This is a genomic window from Haemophilus sp. HN_Hi10 (assembly GCF_049821985.1).
Classification (GTDB): Bacteria; Pseudomonadota; Gammaproteobacteria; order Enterobacterales; family Pasteurellaceae; genus Haemophilus; species Haemophilus influenzae_D.
In genome coordinates this window covers 1,119,501-1,136,439 of record NZ_CP187495.1, presented here as the reverse complement: position 1 = coordinate 1,136,439, position 16,939 = coordinate 1,119,501, and the positions used below count along the sequence as shown (strand labels likewise).

The window sequence follows — 16,939 nt, the reverse complement described above, 5'->3', positions numbered from 1 at the left end:
GATGTCTATTCTATTACAAGGTGGACGTTTTAAAAAACGTTTAATGCCAATTTTATTGTCAATGGCTTTAGCTGGCTGTTCAAATCTACTTGGCAGCAATTTCACACAAACCTTACAACAAGATGCAAATGCAAGTTCTGAATTTTATATAAATAAATTAGGGCAAACACAAGAACTTGAAGATCAACAAACCTATAAATTGCTCGCAGCTCGCGTGTTAATCCGTGAAAATAAAATTGAACAATCGGAAGCGTTATTAAGGGAATTAGGCGAATTAAATGATGCGCAAAAATTAGATCGAGCATTAATTGAAGCGAGAATTTCTGCTGCAAAAAATGCTAATGAGGTCGCTCAAAATCAATTACGTGTATTAGATTTGAATAAATTAAGCCCGTCACAAAAATCTCGTTATTACGAAACCTTAGCTATTGTTGCCGAAAACCGTAAAGACATTATTGAAGCGGTAAAAGCGCGGATAGAAATGGATAAGAATTTAACGGATGTACAACGTCGTCAAGATAACATTGATAAAACTTGGGCTTTATTGCGTTCAGCGAATACTGGCGTAATCAATAATGCTTCTGATGAAGGCAGCGCGGCTTTAGGCGGCTGGCTCACTTTAATCAAAGCTTACAACGATTATATTCGTCAGCCTGTGCAATTAAGCCAAACACTACAAAGCTGGAAAAATGCCTATCCAAATCATTCAGCCGCAATTTTATTTCCAAAAGAATTACTTTCTTTATTAAATTTCCAGCAAACAACTCTTTCACAAATTGGTTTGCTACTGCCATTAAGTGGTGATGGACAAATTCTTGGTACAACCATTCAATCGGGTTTCAACGATGCAAAAGGTAACTCAACCGTTCCAGTACAAGTATTTGATACCTCAATGAATTCTGTTCAAGAAATTATTGTACAAGCAAAACAAGCAGGAATTAAAACCTTAGTCGGCCCATTACTAAAACAAAATCTTGATGTGATTTTAGCGGATCCTGCTCAAATTCAAGGTATAGATGTGCTTGCATTAAATGCCACACCAAATTCTCGTGCGATTCCTCAACTTTGTTATTACGGACTTTCTCCAGAAGATGAAGCTGAATCTGCTGCCAATAAAATGTGGAACGATGGCGTGCGTAATCCACTTGTCGCAATGCCACAAAATGATTTAGGACAACGCGTAGGCAATGCCTTTAATGTACGTTGGCAGCAATTAGCAGGTACTGATGCGAATATCCGTTACTACAATTTGCCTGCGGATGTGACTTATTTCGTTCAAGAAAATAACTCAAATACAACCGCACTTTATGCCGTAGCAAGTCCAACTGAACTGGCAGAAATGAAAGGTTATTTAACAAATATCGTACCTAATTTACCGATTTATGCCAGTTCTCGAGCAAGCGCAAATGCGACAAACACTAATGCTGACTTCATTGCGCAGATGAGCGGTGTACAGTTTAGTGATATTCCATTTTTTAAAGATACCAATTCTCCACAATATCAGAAGTTAGCAAAATCCACGGGTGGCGAATATCAATTGATGCGTTTGTATGCAATGGGTGCGGATGCTTGGTTGCTAATTAATCAATTTAATGAATTACGCCAAGTGCCAGGCTATCGCTTAAGTGGCTTAACAGGGATTTTAAGTGCTGATACCAACTGTAATGTTGAACGCGATATGACTTGGTATCAATATCAAGATGGTGCAATTGTACCAGTTGCAAACTAATGTTTTCTTTAAAACGTCAGCAAGGGGCGAGCTTTGAGCATCAAGCTCGCCTTTTTTTAGAAGCAAAAGGCTTAACATTTATTGCGGCTAATCAAAATCTCAAATGTGGTGAACTTGATCTAATAATGAATGACAAAGAAACTATCGTCTTTGTTGAAGTTCGCCAACGAAGTCATTCCGCCTATGGTTCTGCTATAGAAAGCGTAGATTGGCGAAAACAACAAAAATGGTTGGATGCCGCAAATTTATGGCTTGCAAAACAAAATATGAGCTTAGAAGATGCTAATTGCCGCTTTGATTTAATCGCTTTTGGCAAAACACCTCAAGATATTCAATGGATTCCTAATTTTCTCGATTAACGGCTTTTTATAATGTTACAAAAAGTAAAAGATATTTATAGCGAAAGTATTCAAATTCAAATTGCAGCATCAAGTATGCTTTCTGAAAATATTACCAACGCCACACAAATGGTAATGCAATGTTTATTAGGCGGTAATAAGGTTATAGCCTGTGGCGTGTCGCGTTCTTATGCTAATGCACAGTTTCTCGTCTCAAACTTACTTAATCGATACGATTTAGTTAGACCGAGCTTCCCTTCTGTACTATTGAGTTTAGAAAGTGCGGTAGGTTCTTCACTTGTTTTTGAACAATCGCCTGAAGAATTGTATTGTCATCAATTTAATGCTGTTGCAAAATCGGGCGACTTACTTATTGCTTTTGCACCTTTGGGGACAGAAAAAATCGTGCTAAATACGATTTCCCACGCTGTCAGCAAAGAAATTAATGTTATTGCGCTAACTGGCTCTAACAATGATGCCATTCAAGGAATTTTAGCTGACAAGGATTTAGAAATATCAATCCCAGCCAGCAAAGAAAGCCGTATTTTAGAAAACCATCTTTTTGTGATTAATGCACTTTGTGAATTAGTTGATCAGACTTTATTCCCAAGTGCTTGACAGGAAAATAAATCACTTTCAAACTAATAGTAATTTAATTTAAAAAGGAGTTAATTATGACATTATCCCCGTTAAAAAAACTCGCTATCCTGCTTGGGGCGACTATTTTTCTACAAGGCTGTGTTGCAGCTGTGATTGGAGGTGGTGCTGTAGCAGCTAAAGTAGGTACAGATCCCCGAACCACAGGGACACAAATTGATGACGAAACCCTAGAATTTAAAGTAGAAAATGCTGTAGAAAAAGATGCCCAAATTAAGGCTGAAGGCCGTGTAAATGCCGTATCTTACAATGGTCGAGTACTTTTAATCGGTCAAGTACCAAATGATAACGTCAAGGAAACAGCAACGGACTTAACACGTGGCGTTGAAGGCGTTAATGATACTTATAACCAACTCACTATAGGCCCTAAAATTTCCTTTGCACAAATAAGTAAAGATAGTTGGATCACAACGCAAGTCAAATCTAAGATGTTCGTTGATGGTCGAGTTAAAGCCACAGATGTCAAAGTGATTAGTGAAAATGGAGAAGTATTTTTACTGGGTAACGTCACACAATCCCAAGCCAATGCGGCAGCCGACATTGCCAGCAAAATCAGCGGCGTGAAAAAAGTAATTAAAGTATTCAAATACCTAGACTAATCCTTCAAAGTGCGGTGAAAAATTCAACAAAATTTTGCCGCACTTTTTCTTATTTTTCTAAATAAAAAATTTTAATTTTTATTCTCACAAAAACCGTTTATTTTTAAATAAGTTATCTATTGTCAAGAATTAAAACAAAGAATTTATTACTTGCGATCTTTTCTCAAACACATTATCTTGTGCATCGTTTTCATAAAAACACTATATCTTGTGTTTTAAATCCTGTTTTAAATAACAACAAGAAGGCTAATACAATGAATAAAAGTTTAATGGTTACAAAGCGTGACGGTACGCAAGAACAAATCAATCTTGATAAAATCCATCGTGTGATTACGTGGGCTGCTGAAGGACTAGACAATGTTTCTGTTTCCCAAGTAGAACTTCGTTCACATATTCAATTTTATGAAGGCATTCGCACTTCAGACATCCACGAAACCATTATTAAAGCAGCCGCAGATTTAATCAGCAAAGATTCGCCAGATTATCAATATTTAGCTGCTCGTTTAGCAATTTTCCATTTACGTAAAAAAGCCTATGGTCATTTCGATCCCCCTCGTTTATACGATCACGTCAAAAAACTAGTACGTATGGGAAAATATGATCAAGCGTTATTAGATGATTATACCCGTGAAGAATGGGACACAATGGACGGATTCATCGACCATTGGCGTGATATGACGTTCTCTTATGCAGCCGTGAAGCAATTAGAGGGTAAATATTTGGTACAAAACCGTGTGACAGGAGAAATCTACGAATCTGCACAATTCTTATATTTGCTCGTTTCCGCAAGTCTATTCTCTAAATATCCAAAAGAAACACGTTTGGATTATGTAAAACGTTTCTACGATGCAACATCGACCTTCAAAATTTCCTTACCAACGCCAATTATGGCGGGTGTGCGTACTCCAACTCGTCAATTCAGCTCTTGCGTATTAATTGAATGTGATGACAGTTTAGATTCAATCAATGCAACAGCATCAGCTATTGTGAAATATGTTTCACAACGCGCAGGGATTGGTATTAATGCAGGGGCTATTCGTGCATTAGGTAGTGAGATTCGTGGTGGAGAAGCATTCCATACAGGTTGTATTCCATTCTATAAATATTTCCAAACTGCAGTGAAATCTTGCTCACAAGGTGGCGTTCGTGGCGGTGCAGCAACACTTTATTACCCAATTTGGCACTTAGAAGCAGAAAACTTGCTCGTATTAAAAAATAACCGTGGTGTGGAAGACAACCGCGTTCGTCATATGGATTATGGCGTGCAATTAAACAAATTAATGTATCAACGCTTAATTAAAGGCAGCGAGATTACTTTATTCAGCCCATCAGATGTACCGGGACTTTATGAAGCATTCTTTGCGGATCAAGATAAATTTGAAGAACTTTATGTAAAATACGAACAAGATCCAACTATCCGTAAGCGTACTGTTAAAGCAGTTGAAATCTTTTCTTTATTAATGCAAGAACGGGCATCAACGGGTCGAATTTACATTCAAAACGTGGATCACTGTAATACCCACTCTCCGTTTGATCCGCAAGTGGCACCAGTTCGTCAATCTAACTTGTGCTTAGAAATTGCATTACCAACTAAACCGCTTCAACACATTAACGATGAAAATGGGGAAATTGCACTTTGTACGCTTTCCGCCTTTAACTTAGGTAAAATTGAAAACTTAGATGAATTAGAAGAACTTGCGGATCTTGCGGTTCGTTCTCTTGATGCCTTATTAGACTATCAAGATTACCCTATTGTGGCAGCAAAACGTAGCTCACTTGCACGCCGTTCACTCGGTATTGGGGTCATTAACTATGCCTATTACCTTGCGAAAAATGGTGTTCGCTATTCTGATGGTTCAGCCAACGATTTAACTCACCGCACTTTTGAAGCCATTCAATATTATTTATTGAAAGCCTCTATGAACTTAGCCAAAGAGCAAGGTGCGTGTGAATACTTCAATGAAACCACTTATGCAAAAGGCATTTTACCGATTGATACCTATAAGAAAGATTTAGATGCTTTAACACAAGAGCCTCTACATTATGATTGGGAAAGTTTACGTAAAGATATTCAAGAATTTGGTTTACGTAACTCAACATTAACGGCCTTAATGCCATCAGAAACATCATCACAGATTTCCAATGCGACTAATGGTATTGAGCCACCACGCGGTCACGTAAGTATTAAAGCGTCAAAAGATGGTATCTTAAAACAGGTTGTACCTGAATATGAAAATTTAATGGATAACTATGAATTACTTTGGGATATTCCAAGTAATGACGGTTACTTACACTTAGTTGGTATTATGCAAAAATTCGTGGATCAAGCGATCTCTGCAAACACAAACTATGATCCAAAACGTTTTGAAGACGGTAAAGTACCAATGAAAGTATTATTAAAAGATTTATTAACCGCTTACAAATACGGTTTAAAAACCCTTTACTATCAAAACACCCGCGACGGTGCCGAAGATGTTCAAGAAGATCTTGATGACGGCTGTGCTGGTGGGGCGTGTAAGATTTAGGAGGTAAACATGTTGCTTACTATAGGTTTCAGTAATGATATGTATAAAACTTTTACTAAAAAATATTTATTAGATTTTTTATCCTATTCATTATCATTGCTACGAGAAGAATACCCAGATATTAAATTAGAAATATCTTCTCCTCCGATTCCTGCTGATATAAATATATCCGTTTTAGAAAAAGGAGGAATATTAGTTGGATATTTTAAGAATTTTGATGATCATACAAGAAATGAAGTAATAAAACATGCTCAGCTCACAATTGGAAGACAATTACAACATTTATGGACTCAATATATTAAAGTGAATCCGCTCTGATAACACAAGCTAAGACCTCCGATACTGCAAGCATCCATTCTTGTGCTAAGTAAATAAACTAAAGGCATAAGCGAAGACACTTGCGGTAGCATGAAAAAAGCGTTAAAACTGACCGCACTTTACTCATAAGATTGAAGGACAAACAAAAATGGCATACACCACTTTCTCACAAAATAAAAACGACCAGTTAAAAGAACCTATGTTCTTTGGTCAAAACGTTAACGTTGCACGTTACGATCAACAAAAATATGAGACTTTTGAAAAGCTCATTGAAAAACAACTTTCTTTCTTCTGGCGTCCGGAAGAAGTAGATGTGTCGCAAGACCGTATTGACTATGCCGCGTTACCTGAACATGAAAAACACATTTTCATCAGTAACTTAAAATATCAAACCTTATTGGATTCTATTCAAGGCCGTAGCCCGAACGTGGCATTATTGCCTTTAGTATCTATTCCTGAATTAGAAACTTGGATTGAAACTTGGACATTCTCTGAAACCATTCACTCTCGCTCTTACACACATATTATTCGTAATATTGTGAACGATCCTTCTATCGTGTTTGATGACATCGTGACCAACGAAGAAATCATCAAACGCGCACAAGATATTTCATCTTACTACGATGATTTAATCCGCGATAGCCAACTTTATGGCTTATACGGCGAAGGCACTTATACCGTAGATGGCAAAGAATGCGTCGTGACTTTACGCAGTTTGAAAAAACAACTTTACCTTTGCCTGATGAGTGTTAATGCGCTTGAAGCTATTCGTTTCTACGTTTCTTTCGCTTGTTCATTTGCTTTTGCAGAACGTCGTTTAATGGAAGGCAATGCGAAAATTATTAAATTTATCGCACGTGATGAAGCCTTACACTTAACAGGTACACAGCATATTTTAAATATTATGGCAGCAGGTCAAGACGATCCTGAAATGGCAGAAATTGCGGAAGAATGTAAACAAGAAGCCTATGATTTATTTGTTGCAGCGGCAGAACAAGAAAAAGCGTGGGCTGATTATCTATTTAAAGACGGTTCAATGATCGGTCTCAACAGAGATATTTTAGTTCAATACGTAGAATATATTACCAATATCCGTATGCAAGCTGTTGGATTGCCACTACCATTCCAAACACGTTCAAATCCAATTCCTTGGATTAACGCTTGGTTAGTGTCAGATAACGTACAGGTTGCACCACAAGAAGTAGAAGTAAGTTCTTACCTTGTAGGTCAAATTGACTCAAAAGTTGATACGAATGATTTTGACGATTTTTCTCTCTAATTAAAAACACATAAAAACTAACCGCACTTTGGAATATACTTTTTAAATATTTAAAGTGCGGTTAAATTTTTGTTCATTTTAAAAGACTTTCTAACACAGAAAGCCTTTTATTTCTTAGATTTCTAATAACAATCTTGTTGGATCTTCCAATAATTCTTTAATCGTTACCAAGAAACCAACAGATTCACGGCCATCAATTAGGCGATGATCATAAGATAAAGCAAGGTACATCATAGGACGAATCACAACTTGACCATTAAGCGCAATTGGGCGTTCTTTAATTGCGTGCATCCCTAAAATCGCACTTTGTGGCGGATTAATAATTGGGGTGGACATAAGAGAACCGAACACGCCGCCATTTGTGATGGTAAAATTGCCGCCAGTAAGATCTTCTACAGTCAATTTGCCATCACGACCTTTTTCAGCTAATGCTTTAATTTGTTTTTCGATCTCTGCCATACTGAGCTTATCGCAATCACGAAGCACTGGTGTGACTAATCCACGCGGAGTTGAAACTGCAATACTAATATCAAAATAGTTATGGTAAACAACATCATCGCCATCAATAGAAGCATTAACTTCAGGATAGCGTTTTAATGCTTCCACAACGGCTTTGATATAAAAAGACATAAATCCTAAACGCACTGAATGTTGTTTTTCAAATTTTTCGCCGTAGGTTTTACGTAAAGTCATTATCGGCTGCATATCCACTTCATTGAAAGTAGTAAGCATTGCTGTACTATTTTTGGCTTCAAGTAAACGTTCAGCAATACGTTTACGCAAACGGGTCATTGGCACACGTTTTTCAGAACGTGCGCTATAAGCCACCGTACTAATTGTATTTTGCTCAGTGGCAGCTTCTTGTTTCACTTGCTGAGCTTGTCGTTTTGCGATTTCACGTTCAATATCTTCACGTGTTAAACGACCGCCTACACCCGAACCTTGAATTTGATCTGCTTGTAAATCATATTCTGCTAATAAACGACGAATTGCTGGGCTATGATCCGCATTATGATTATGACTATTTTCAATCGCTGCATTTTGACGATCAGATGGTGTGGGTTCATTCGTTGCTTTTAACGTCGCTGAACTGACATCTCCTTCTTGAGCCGTAGAGATTTTTCCTAGCAGCTGTTTGCTTACGACAGTTTCGCCCTCAGCTTGAACAACTTCTGCCAGTACACCATCAGAAAGTGCGGGGACTTCTAGCACGACTTTATCCGTTTCAATTTCCACAATAACTTCATCACGTTTCACAGTATCGCCCAATTTTTTATGCCAAGTGGCAACCGTTGCATCTGCAACTGATTCAGGTAGGTCTGGAACAAGAATTTCGATGGTCATTTTATTTTTCCTTTTCTTCTTTTTTACTCTATATCTTAATTATCTTGGCTCCCCTATTTACAGAGGAAAGCAAAGATATAAAAACCTTTATTAAATTAACCGCACTTTAAAAACTCAACGCATCTTCCACTAACTGCTTTTGCTGCTTAGTGTGAAGCGACATATAGCCCACAGCAGGCGAAGCAGAAGCAGGACGCCCTGCATATTTGAGTTTAACGGATTCTGGAATTGCTGCTTCAAAATTATGTTTGCTACAATACCACGCACCTTGGTTAAGTGGTTCTTCTTGACACCAAACATAATCAGTCACGTGCGCATAAGGCTCAAGTGCTTTCTTCACATCCTCGTGAGGGAATGGATAAAGCTGCTCAATACGAATAATCGCCACATCTTTCTGATTATTAGCACGACGTTGTTCAAGTAAATCGTAATAAACTTTACCTGAACACATTACCACACGTTTTACATCTTTAGGATCTAGCTCATCAATTTCTCCAATTACCGTTTGGAAAGTTCCATTAATCAATTCATCTAAACTGGATACGGCTAATGGATGGCGTAACAAAGATTTTGGAGAAATAGCAATCAACGGACGGCGCATTTTACGTAAAGACTGACGGCGTAACATATGGTACACCTGCGCTGGCGTTGATGGCACGCAAACTTGCATATTTTGTTCGGCACAAAGTTGCAAATAACGTTCAAGACGAGCAGAAGAATGTTCTGGCCCTTGTCCTTCGTAGCCGTGTGGTAACAGCATTACCAAACCGCACATTCTGCCCCATTTTTGTTCGCCAGAGCTAATAAATTGGTCAATAACAATTTGCGCACCATTAGCAAAATCGCCAAATTGCGCTTCCCAAATAGTTAAAGTTTTTGGATCTGTCGTTGCATAACCATATTCAAAAGCAAGTACAGATTCTTCTGAAAGTACAGAATCCCATACTTCAAATCGACCTTGATTGGCGTGTAAATGTGTTAATGGTACATACCCCGTACCATCATTTTGATTATGCACAACGGCATGACGATGGAAAAAAGTACCTCGTCCCGCATCTTCGCCTGATAAACGAACATTAACACCTTCATCAAGTAAGGTTGCATAAGCCATGGTTTCAGCCATACCCCAGTCGAGCAATTTTTCGCCTTGATACATTGCTTTACGATCATTATAGATTTTTTCTACGCGAGGATGCGCACGTAAACTTTCGGGATATTCACACACACGTTTGGCAAGGGTTAAAAAACGTTCCTGCGAAAATTTGCTTTCATAAGGTGCAGTCCAATCATAATTAAGATATTGCAACCAATCCATTTTTGCCGCGTCCATTTCACGCCATTCAGATACCACGCGATCGCCATTATCTAGCGCATCACGATAATTATTTGCCATTTCAATAACTTGTTCTTCAGTTATTACAGCTTCTGAAACTAAACGATCAGCATAAACTTTACGAGGTGTAGGATGTTTTTTAATGATGCTATACATCATTGGTTGAGTGGCTAATGGTTCATCTGCCTCGTTATGACCGTGGCGACGATAAGAAATTAAATCAATAAAAATATCTCGTTTGAATAAATTACGATATTCCACCGCCATACGTGCAGCAAACGCCACCGCTTCAGGATCATCACCATTAACGTGAATAATCGGTGCTTGAATCATTTTCGCGATATCGGTGCAATACTCTGTAGAGCGCGTATCATTCGGGTTAGATGTGGTAAAACCAATTTGGTTATTAATCACGATACGAATGGTACCGCCCACACTATACCCACGGGCATTTGACATATTCAATGTTTCTTGAACAACCCCTTGTCCTGCCACAGCTGAATCTCCGTGAACAGTAATAGCAAGCACTTTGCTATGTTCTGTATCATTCATACGAGTTTGTCGAGATCGAACAGAACCAATTACAACAGGGCTTACGATTTCCAAATGGGAGGGATTAAATGCCAAAGTTAAGTGAACTCGCTTATCATCTACGGCGAAATCAGAAGAAAAACCTTGATGATATTTCACATCCCCCGTACGTTCACTGGAATGTTTACCTGCAAATTCATCAAATAAATTTTCAGGCTTTTTACCTAATACATTCACAAGCATATTCAAACGCCCACGGTGTGCCATTCCCATTACCACATCATTTACCCCTTGGCGACTAGAATGGCGAATAATTTCTTTCATCAATGGAATAAAGGCATCACTTCCTTCTAAAGAAAAGCGTTTCGCCCCAGGGAATTTCGCACCAAGATAACGTTCTAAACCGTCTGCAGCCGTCAGTTCACGCAGAAAATTAACACGTTCTTCAGATGTAAAAAGCGGTTTCTCTAACACACTTTCCATCTTACTCTGAAGCCACATTTTCTGCTCCATATCCTGTACGTGCATAAACTCCAAACCAATTGAACCGCAATATGTTTCTTTCAACATTTGAGCTAATTCGCCAAGTTTAATGGTATCTCGTTTGTAAACGTACTGATTAATATTGAAAGTTTCGTTGAGATCTTGTTCAGTAAAACCGTGATAGCGATAATCTAATTCAGGAACAGAAGACACTTTCCAACGATAATAATTGAGGGGATCAAGATTAGCCTCTAAATGGCCACGAAAACGATAGGCATTGATAAATTGTAGAACTTTCACTAATTTTGCGCCAGCTTCAGGATCTATTACTGTCACTGCTTCATTATGATTTTCCCGCGCTAAACGACGAAAATAATCTCGCACTGGTGTATGGGGCTGTTCAAGTGCGGTGGTTTTTGGTAAAGAATCAAAAGTTGTTCGCCAACTTTCCTCCACCGACTGCGGATCACTCAAATAGCTTTCATAAAGTTCTTCTATATAAGATTGATTTGCACCGCCTAACGCTGTGCTGGCTAACCAATCATCAAATGCCTTGTTTTGCTGCATAATTACCTCTTTATTATGATATTTGAAGCAAAATTTTCGCTCCATTTTTTTACGCATTATACATAGGATTAAAAAGGAAATAAGCCTCTTATAAGAAATTGTTACAAATTTGTGATCTAGTTCAAACTCTTTGTATATAAAAAAACCGCACTTCATCTCTTAAACAAAGTGCGGTTATTTTTACTTGTGTTTTTAAATTACCACATAAATCCTACGCTTGCTCCACCGCCAGAATAGCCACTAGATGAAAGAGCTGCGTTAATTTTCAAACTCACTGAACCATCAGAAGATAAACGTGAATACCCTACTGCGAGTGAATTTTCCCCTTTAAAATTCCCTACCCCGACAGAAACACCTTGTTTACCTGGTATGGAAGCAGATTGCAGTCCTCCAATTGCAATCGCACTCGCAATCCCTGAGCGGTATTCTTTTGTCAGTCGTTGAGCTTGAGCATTTAGCTGACGAACATTGACTGCATCATTTTCTTGAGTACCATCAGCGACATTAGTGATTTGACGGTAAAGATTATAATTGCCATCGCCAACAGAAACGGTGTTAGGGCGGTTAGCAAGAGAACTAGCACCTAAAGCAACAGAGTTGTAAGCGGCGGCTTCACTTTCATAACCCAAAGCTAAACTTTTTTCTGCTTGTGCCTTGCTGTGCATTCCGAAAGCAGAACCGCGATAGCCAGTGACCTGAGTTCCGCCACCAACAGCAGTACCTTCAATTGCAGCAACCGTAGAAAATGCACCTATTGAGGTAGCAAATAAATTATGCGAAGATGCTTTCCAACCAAATGCTAATGCACCGTAAGTTGCACCACTTTTTTTGATAATATCAGCTTCAGAAGTTCGATCTACACTAATTTTATTTACACGACCTTCTGCATCTACTTCTACCACTTTACTGTTTTGATTATCAATTTTATTACTTTTTCCTTTTTCCAAAACAGCCACTCGGCTACCAACACCGATAGCCATTGCACCAATCCCATCTTTACTATATGAATGTGTACCAATAGCAATAGCTTCATTACCTAGAGCTTCAGCTGAACTACCAAATGCTAAACCACTTTTTGGTGCTTTAGCTTCACGCCCAATAGCATAACTAAACGCATCGCCTTGTTCGCCTGTGGTCGCATTATCCAGTCCTGCTTCAGATTTATAACCAATTGCTATTGAACCCAAATTTTGAGCTTTAGCCAAACCTCCAATTGCTACGGAAGCGTGAGACGGTTTCCCGTTAGATTGATTTAATACTTGGCTTTCATCACCCAATGCCACGCCAAAAGCTGTACCACTAGGGACAGTTCCATACTCTGGTGTCCATTTTGGATCGTCAGCAAAAGATTGAATAGAATAAAAAGAAGTGGAAATAAATAGGCTGATTAAAGAAAGGCGGGTTAAGCTTTTATTAGTGCTTGCTTGCTTGCTTGCTTGCTTGCTTGCTTGCTTGCTTGCTTGCTTGCTTGCTTGCTTGCTTGCTTGCTTGCTTGCTTGCTTGCTTGCTTGCTTGCTTAATGATTTTCATTGTTTTGCTCCTTTGTCAAGAAAATAATTAAGGGCATTAATTATAATAGAAAATAATGCCAAAAAATGTGATCCACTTCACATTTTTGGAAATCAAATAAAAATCGTGGAAAAAATTTACCGCACTTTTAGGCTAATTGATCATTTATTTTTCAGTTGGCAATTGAGCGATCAATAACCTCCAAGAATTTAGGTTTTAGGATTTAAAAATGGATTGGTCTGCTTTTCTTGCCCAATGGTTGTGTAAGATCCATGCCCAGCAATAATAATAAGATCGTCATTTAATGGGAGTAATTTTGTTCGGATTGAAGAAATCAATGTTTCATAGTCGCCTCGAGGGAAATCGGTACGACCAATACCACCTTGAAATAATACATCGCCTGTAAATGCCACTTTTTTCTCGTGTTCAATAAAACCGATATGCCCTGGTGTGTGTCCTGGTAAATGTAAAATCTCGAAATTAAAGCCATCTAATTTTAAAATTTCGCCCTCTTGATTAAACCAACGATCAGGCAAAAAAGCTTCAATATTTGGTAAGCCAAAACGTTGGGCTTGTTCGGGTAAACTCTCAAATAAAAATTTATCTTCTTCTTGAGACCCCCAAATTTCAACGCCAAAATGTTGTTTTAATTGCATTGCAGCACCAACGTGATCTAAATGACCGTGAGTAATTAAAATCACTTTGAGATTTAAATTCAGTTCTTCAATGCGTTGAATTAGGCGTTCGGCTTCGCCACCTGGGTCAATAATTGCGGCATTTTTGTCATCATCCCAAATCAAAGAACAATTTTGTTGGAATGCAGTAACAGGGATAATTTCAATATTCATTTTTACTCCTTATAATCGATAAAATTGTTGAGTATTCAAAAACAGTTGATTTTGAACAGAATGTAATGGCAAAGATTTTAATTCAGCTAGTTTTTGCAATACTGCCAATAATTGTTCAGAAATGCCCGCACTTTCAAATCCCTCGTGTTGCCAAGGGCTGTCCGTTTCAATCATCAAGCGATTTAGGGGTAAATGTTGTGCGACATATTGGGTTTTAGGATTCCATAAAATATCAGGCGTTAGGCTTGCAAAATAGGGTGTAGATAAAAATTTCTGAAAAGATTTTTCATCTGTCTTAAACCAATGAAAATGGGCAAATTGAATATTATGTTTCTGCAATAATTCAAGGGCAATCTCTACATCGTTATGTACAATATGCAAATTTAACGGTAAATCCCATTTTTTCGCGATCAGAATAAATCGTTCTAGTAATTCAATGTAAGGTGCGTAATCTAAATTCGGATTTTCTCGTTTAGAATAATGTGGCAAGCCCACCTCGCCAATGGCAGAAATTAAGGAATGATGTTCGTCAATCCATTGAAATAATTCTTTTTGTTCTTCTAAACTAGGTAATTGCTGTTCAGGATGAAAACCAGCTGCAATATAAAGTTTCTTTGGGTAAGTCTGTTTTAAATTCAGCAGTTTTTTAGCACTGTTGAGATTAGTACTCACCGCAAGCATACCTATAATCTTTGAATGAGCAAGTGTTTGCTGAATATTCTCGTCAGAGAGTTGGTCTAAATGAAGATGGCTGTCAAATAACATTTCTTTTCCAATGAAAAACCGCACAAAAGTGCGGTTAATTTTACATTTGTTTTACACGCCTTTCCAAGTTCTCACAGGGCCTGTATCTACGTGAATGAAATTACTGGTTGGATAATAACCCACGCCACCATTTCGCAGACTTTCCGCAGAAGATTTCACTTTAATCAAAGGCACACCCGCAATACGAAAATCAATGGCTTTTCCTTTAATGTGATAACTATTTTTCGCTACGCCACGACTTTGGCGACGACGCATTGCATTAGTAGCGGCTGAACGATAACCACAAATTACTTCAATTTCAGCATTGCGTAAGCCTAAATTAGTTTGGATATTATAAAATTTATGGAATAAATTTGGATCCATTTTATGCACTTGATTTGTCCTTTTATCACGCATTAAATAATCCAATTTTTTTAACATCGCAGGCGAAAAACCTTTTGCTAAAGAAAACTCGCCACTTAATCTTTCGCCCGTATTAATGTTGCGGAAAGTTAAAATACGAGGTTTAGGTGTTGAAACCATTGCTAATACAGAATTTGGTAAAATAGATATTCCTAACGCAATACCGCCCAGCGATAACCATTTTCGTTTATTCTGATCCACATAATTCATTATAGCTCCCTTATTTTATTGAAGATATTTTTTTACGAGATCCCAATTAATCTCAGCAAGATTAATCTGACGATCATAACCATAAATATCAGGTAAATTTACAATATTTCCGTTTTCAATCCACGCAGTAACATAATATAAAAAGACAGGATTATCCGAGCGTATCGGCGCAGAAGTGGTTTTTTTACTTGCTAATACTGTATTTTTTCGAGTTTCTGTCCAACCTGCTTCTTTTAATAAAATACTTGCCAATTGATCTGATTTTTCAATGCGTACACAGCCAGAACTTAACGCTCGATTTTTACGATTAAACAAGCCGTGATTTGGCGTATCGTGTAAATAAATTGCATCAGAACTTGGCATATTAAATTTATAATTACCTAATGCACTATCGCCAGCCGCTTGTCGAACTCGATAAGGAAATTTATTACCAATAGATTCCCAATCAATAGAAGCAGGATCAACAACATTGCCTTGATTATCTAAAATTGAATAATTATGCTCCGTAATATAATTTGGATCGGCTTTCATTTTTGGCAGTAAATCTTCATTAATTAAGCGAATTGGCGCATTCCAAGGCGGATTTACAACTACATTACTTAATTTGCTATACATTACAGGTGTTCGGCGCGAATTTTTGCCAACAATTACCCGAGATTCTAAAATTAAATCGCCATCACGATAATACTGTAATTTATAGCTTGGAATATTCACAAAAATCCCATTATGAAAATCAGGAATTACGCGTAAACGCTGTGCATTCATTGCCAGTTTTTGAGCAATATTTGATTCTTTAGAAGTCGGAATAAACATCGGCAATGATTGAACTGTTTGGCGATATAAATGATTTTCTCCCGCTAAACTTTGTATGAAATCAAGAAGTTGATTATTTTCCACCGCACTTAACCAGCGTTGAATATGATCATTTTCAGGCTGTTGTGCTTGATACTGAGCAGATGAATACAACCAATTAGATGCTTGAGAACGAACATTTTGTGTGTAATATAAGTAATCTAACAAAATATCACTTAATAACACATCATAAACCAATCCGCCTTGTTGTTCTACCAATGCCAATGTTTCTAGTGAAGTTGCCGACGATTTTGAAATACCGCTTGCCACCATTGCCGCATAATCACGTAACAATTGACGAGCTGCCGCATTGTCAGTCCATAACGGGGCATATTTACGAGAAGCATATAAACGCGCGAGTAAGGGCTTAAATTGTAACTTATGATCGCCTATTTCGTGTGTTAGCGTCATATTAAGCAATGTTTGTTTTTCTTCCGTTAAACGTTGCTGATCCGCATAAATGGCTTCTTCAAGCTCTTTTCTTTCCGCTAGTGACAAATGGGAAAGATTAATGCCGTTCAATGATTTAGATTGGTCATTTTTGCTCAAATCGGCTAAAACACAACCCGACATCATCATAGATAATGATAAGGCGAATAATGATAACTTTAAGGTGCTTTTAAACACTACCATTTCCTAAACCTTTATTA

General features: G+C 37.8%; 14 protein-coding genes. 7 read left to right on the top strand and 7 right to left on the bottom strand.

The window, feature by feature from the left end; all coding sequences use genetic code 11:
• Window position 1: 1 nt before the first annotated feature.
• The 7 genes from ACPT8Q_RS05580 (at window position 2) to nrdB (ending at window position 7,445) form a co-directional block, all read left to right on the top strand.
• Window positions 2-1,729, top strand: coding sequence for a penicillin-binding protein activator (locus tag ACPT8Q_RS05580; RefSeq protein WP_050949086.1), 1,728 nt, complete (start codon window positions 2-4; stop codon window positions 1,727-1,729).
• A complete protein-coding gene (locus tag ACPT8Q_RS05575) occupies window positions 1,729-2,088 on the top strand; it encodes a YraN family protein (protein WP_050949085.1) in 360 nt (119 codons plus the stop codon). The genes ACPT8Q_RS05580 and ACPT8Q_RS05575 overlap by 1 nt, the downstream gene beginning before the upstream one ends.
• A 12-nt stretch (window positions 2,089-2,100) precedes the next feature.
• On the top strand, window positions 2,101-2,685 hold the full coding sequence (locus ACPT8Q_RS05570) for a D-sedoheptulose-7-phosphate isomerase (RefSeq protein WP_032823582.1): 585 nt from the start codon (window positions 2,101-2,103) through the stop codon (window positions 2,683-2,685).
• Between the two features lie 56 nt (window positions 2,686-2,741).
• Window positions 2,742-3,323, top strand: coding sequence for a division/outer membrane stress-associated lipid-binding lipoprotein (gene dolP / locus ACPT8Q_RS05565; protein WP_032823584.1), 582 nt, complete (start codon window positions 2,742-2,744; stop codon window positions 3,321-3,323).
• 254 nt (window positions 3,324-3,577) lie between these two features.
• Window positions 3,578-5,848: a class 1a ribonucleoside-diphosphate reductase subunit alpha gene (gene nrdA / locus ACPT8Q_RS05560; protein WP_050949084.1), complete on the top strand. Its 2,271-nt coding sequence runs from the start codon at window positions 3,578-3,580 to the stop codon at window positions 5,846-5,848.
• A gap of 9 nt (window positions 5,849-5,857) precedes the next feature.
• Entirely contained in the window at window positions 5,858-6,166 is a 309-nt protein-coding gene (locus ACPT8Q_RS05555; RefSeq protein WP_050848624.1) for a hypothetical protein, read from the top strand.
• A gap of 148 nt (window positions 6,167-6,314) precedes the next feature.
• A complete protein-coding gene (gene nrdB, locus ACPT8Q_RS05550; RefSeq protein ID WP_005650087.1) occupies window positions 6,315-7,445 on the top strand; it encodes a class Ia ribonucleoside-diphosphate reductase subunit beta in 1,131 nt (376 codons plus the stop codon).
• Between the two features lie 114 nt (window positions 7,446-7,559).
• On the opposite strand, the gene odhB is transcribed toward nrdB, so the two are convergent.
• The 7 genes from odhB to ACPT8Q_RS05515 form a co-directional block, all read right to left on the bottom strand.
• Window positions 7,560-8,789: a 2-oxoglutarate dehydrogenase complex dihydrolipoyllysine-residue succinyltransferase gene (odhB, locus tag ACPT8Q_RS05545; protein WP_050949083.1), complete on the bottom strand. Its 1,230-nt coding sequence runs from the start codon at window positions 8,787-8,789 to the stop codon at window positions 7,560-7,562.
• A 106-nt stretch (window positions 8,790-8,895) separates the two neighbouring features.
• Window positions 8,896-11,703, bottom strand: coding sequence for a 2-oxoglutarate dehydrogenase E1 component (gene sucA / locus ACPT8Q_RS05540; protein WP_005667196.1), 2,808 nt, complete (start codon window positions 11,701-11,703; stop codon window positions 8,896-8,898).
• 197 nt (window positions 11,704-11,900) lie between these two features.
• Complete coding sequence (locus ACPT8Q_RS05535; RefSeq protein ID WP_005667194.1) at window positions 11,901-12,986, bottom strand: YadA family autotransporter adhesin; 1,086 nt, start codon at window positions 12,984-12,986, stop codon at window positions 11,901-11,903.
• 435 nt (window positions 12,987-13,421) lie between these two features.
• Window positions 13,422-14,060, bottom strand: coding sequence for an MBL fold metallo-hydrolase (locus ACPT8Q_RS05530; protein ID WP_005667189.1), 639 nt, complete (start codon window positions 14,058-14,060; stop codon window positions 13,422-13,424).
• Window positions 14,061-14,069: 9 nt separating this feature from the next.
• Window positions 14,070-14,825 (bottom strand): TatD family hydrolase, encoded by a 756-nt coding sequence (locus tag ACPT8Q_RS05525; RefSeq protein ID WP_005667187.1) that lies wholly within the window; start codon window positions 14,823-14,825, stop codon window positions 14,070-14,072.
• A gap of 51 nt (window positions 14,826-14,876) precedes the next feature.
• The gene (locus ACPT8Q_RS05520) at window positions 14,877-15,437 is read right to left on the bottom strand and encodes a YcbK family protein (RefSeq protein WP_005632553.1); all 561 of its coding nucleotides are present in this window, start codon (window positions 15,435-15,437) and stop codon (window positions 14,877-14,879) included.
• 15 nt (window positions 15,438-15,452) lie between these two features.
• Window positions 15,453-16,922 carry a L,D-transpeptidase family protein gene (locus tag ACPT8Q_RS05515; protein ID WP_005667185.1) on the bottom strand — a complete coding sequence of 490 codons (1,470 nt, stop codon included), beginning with the start codon at window positions 16,920-16,922 and terminating at the stop codon, window positions 15,453-15,455.
• Window positions 16,923-16,939: the final 17 nt, after the last annotated feature.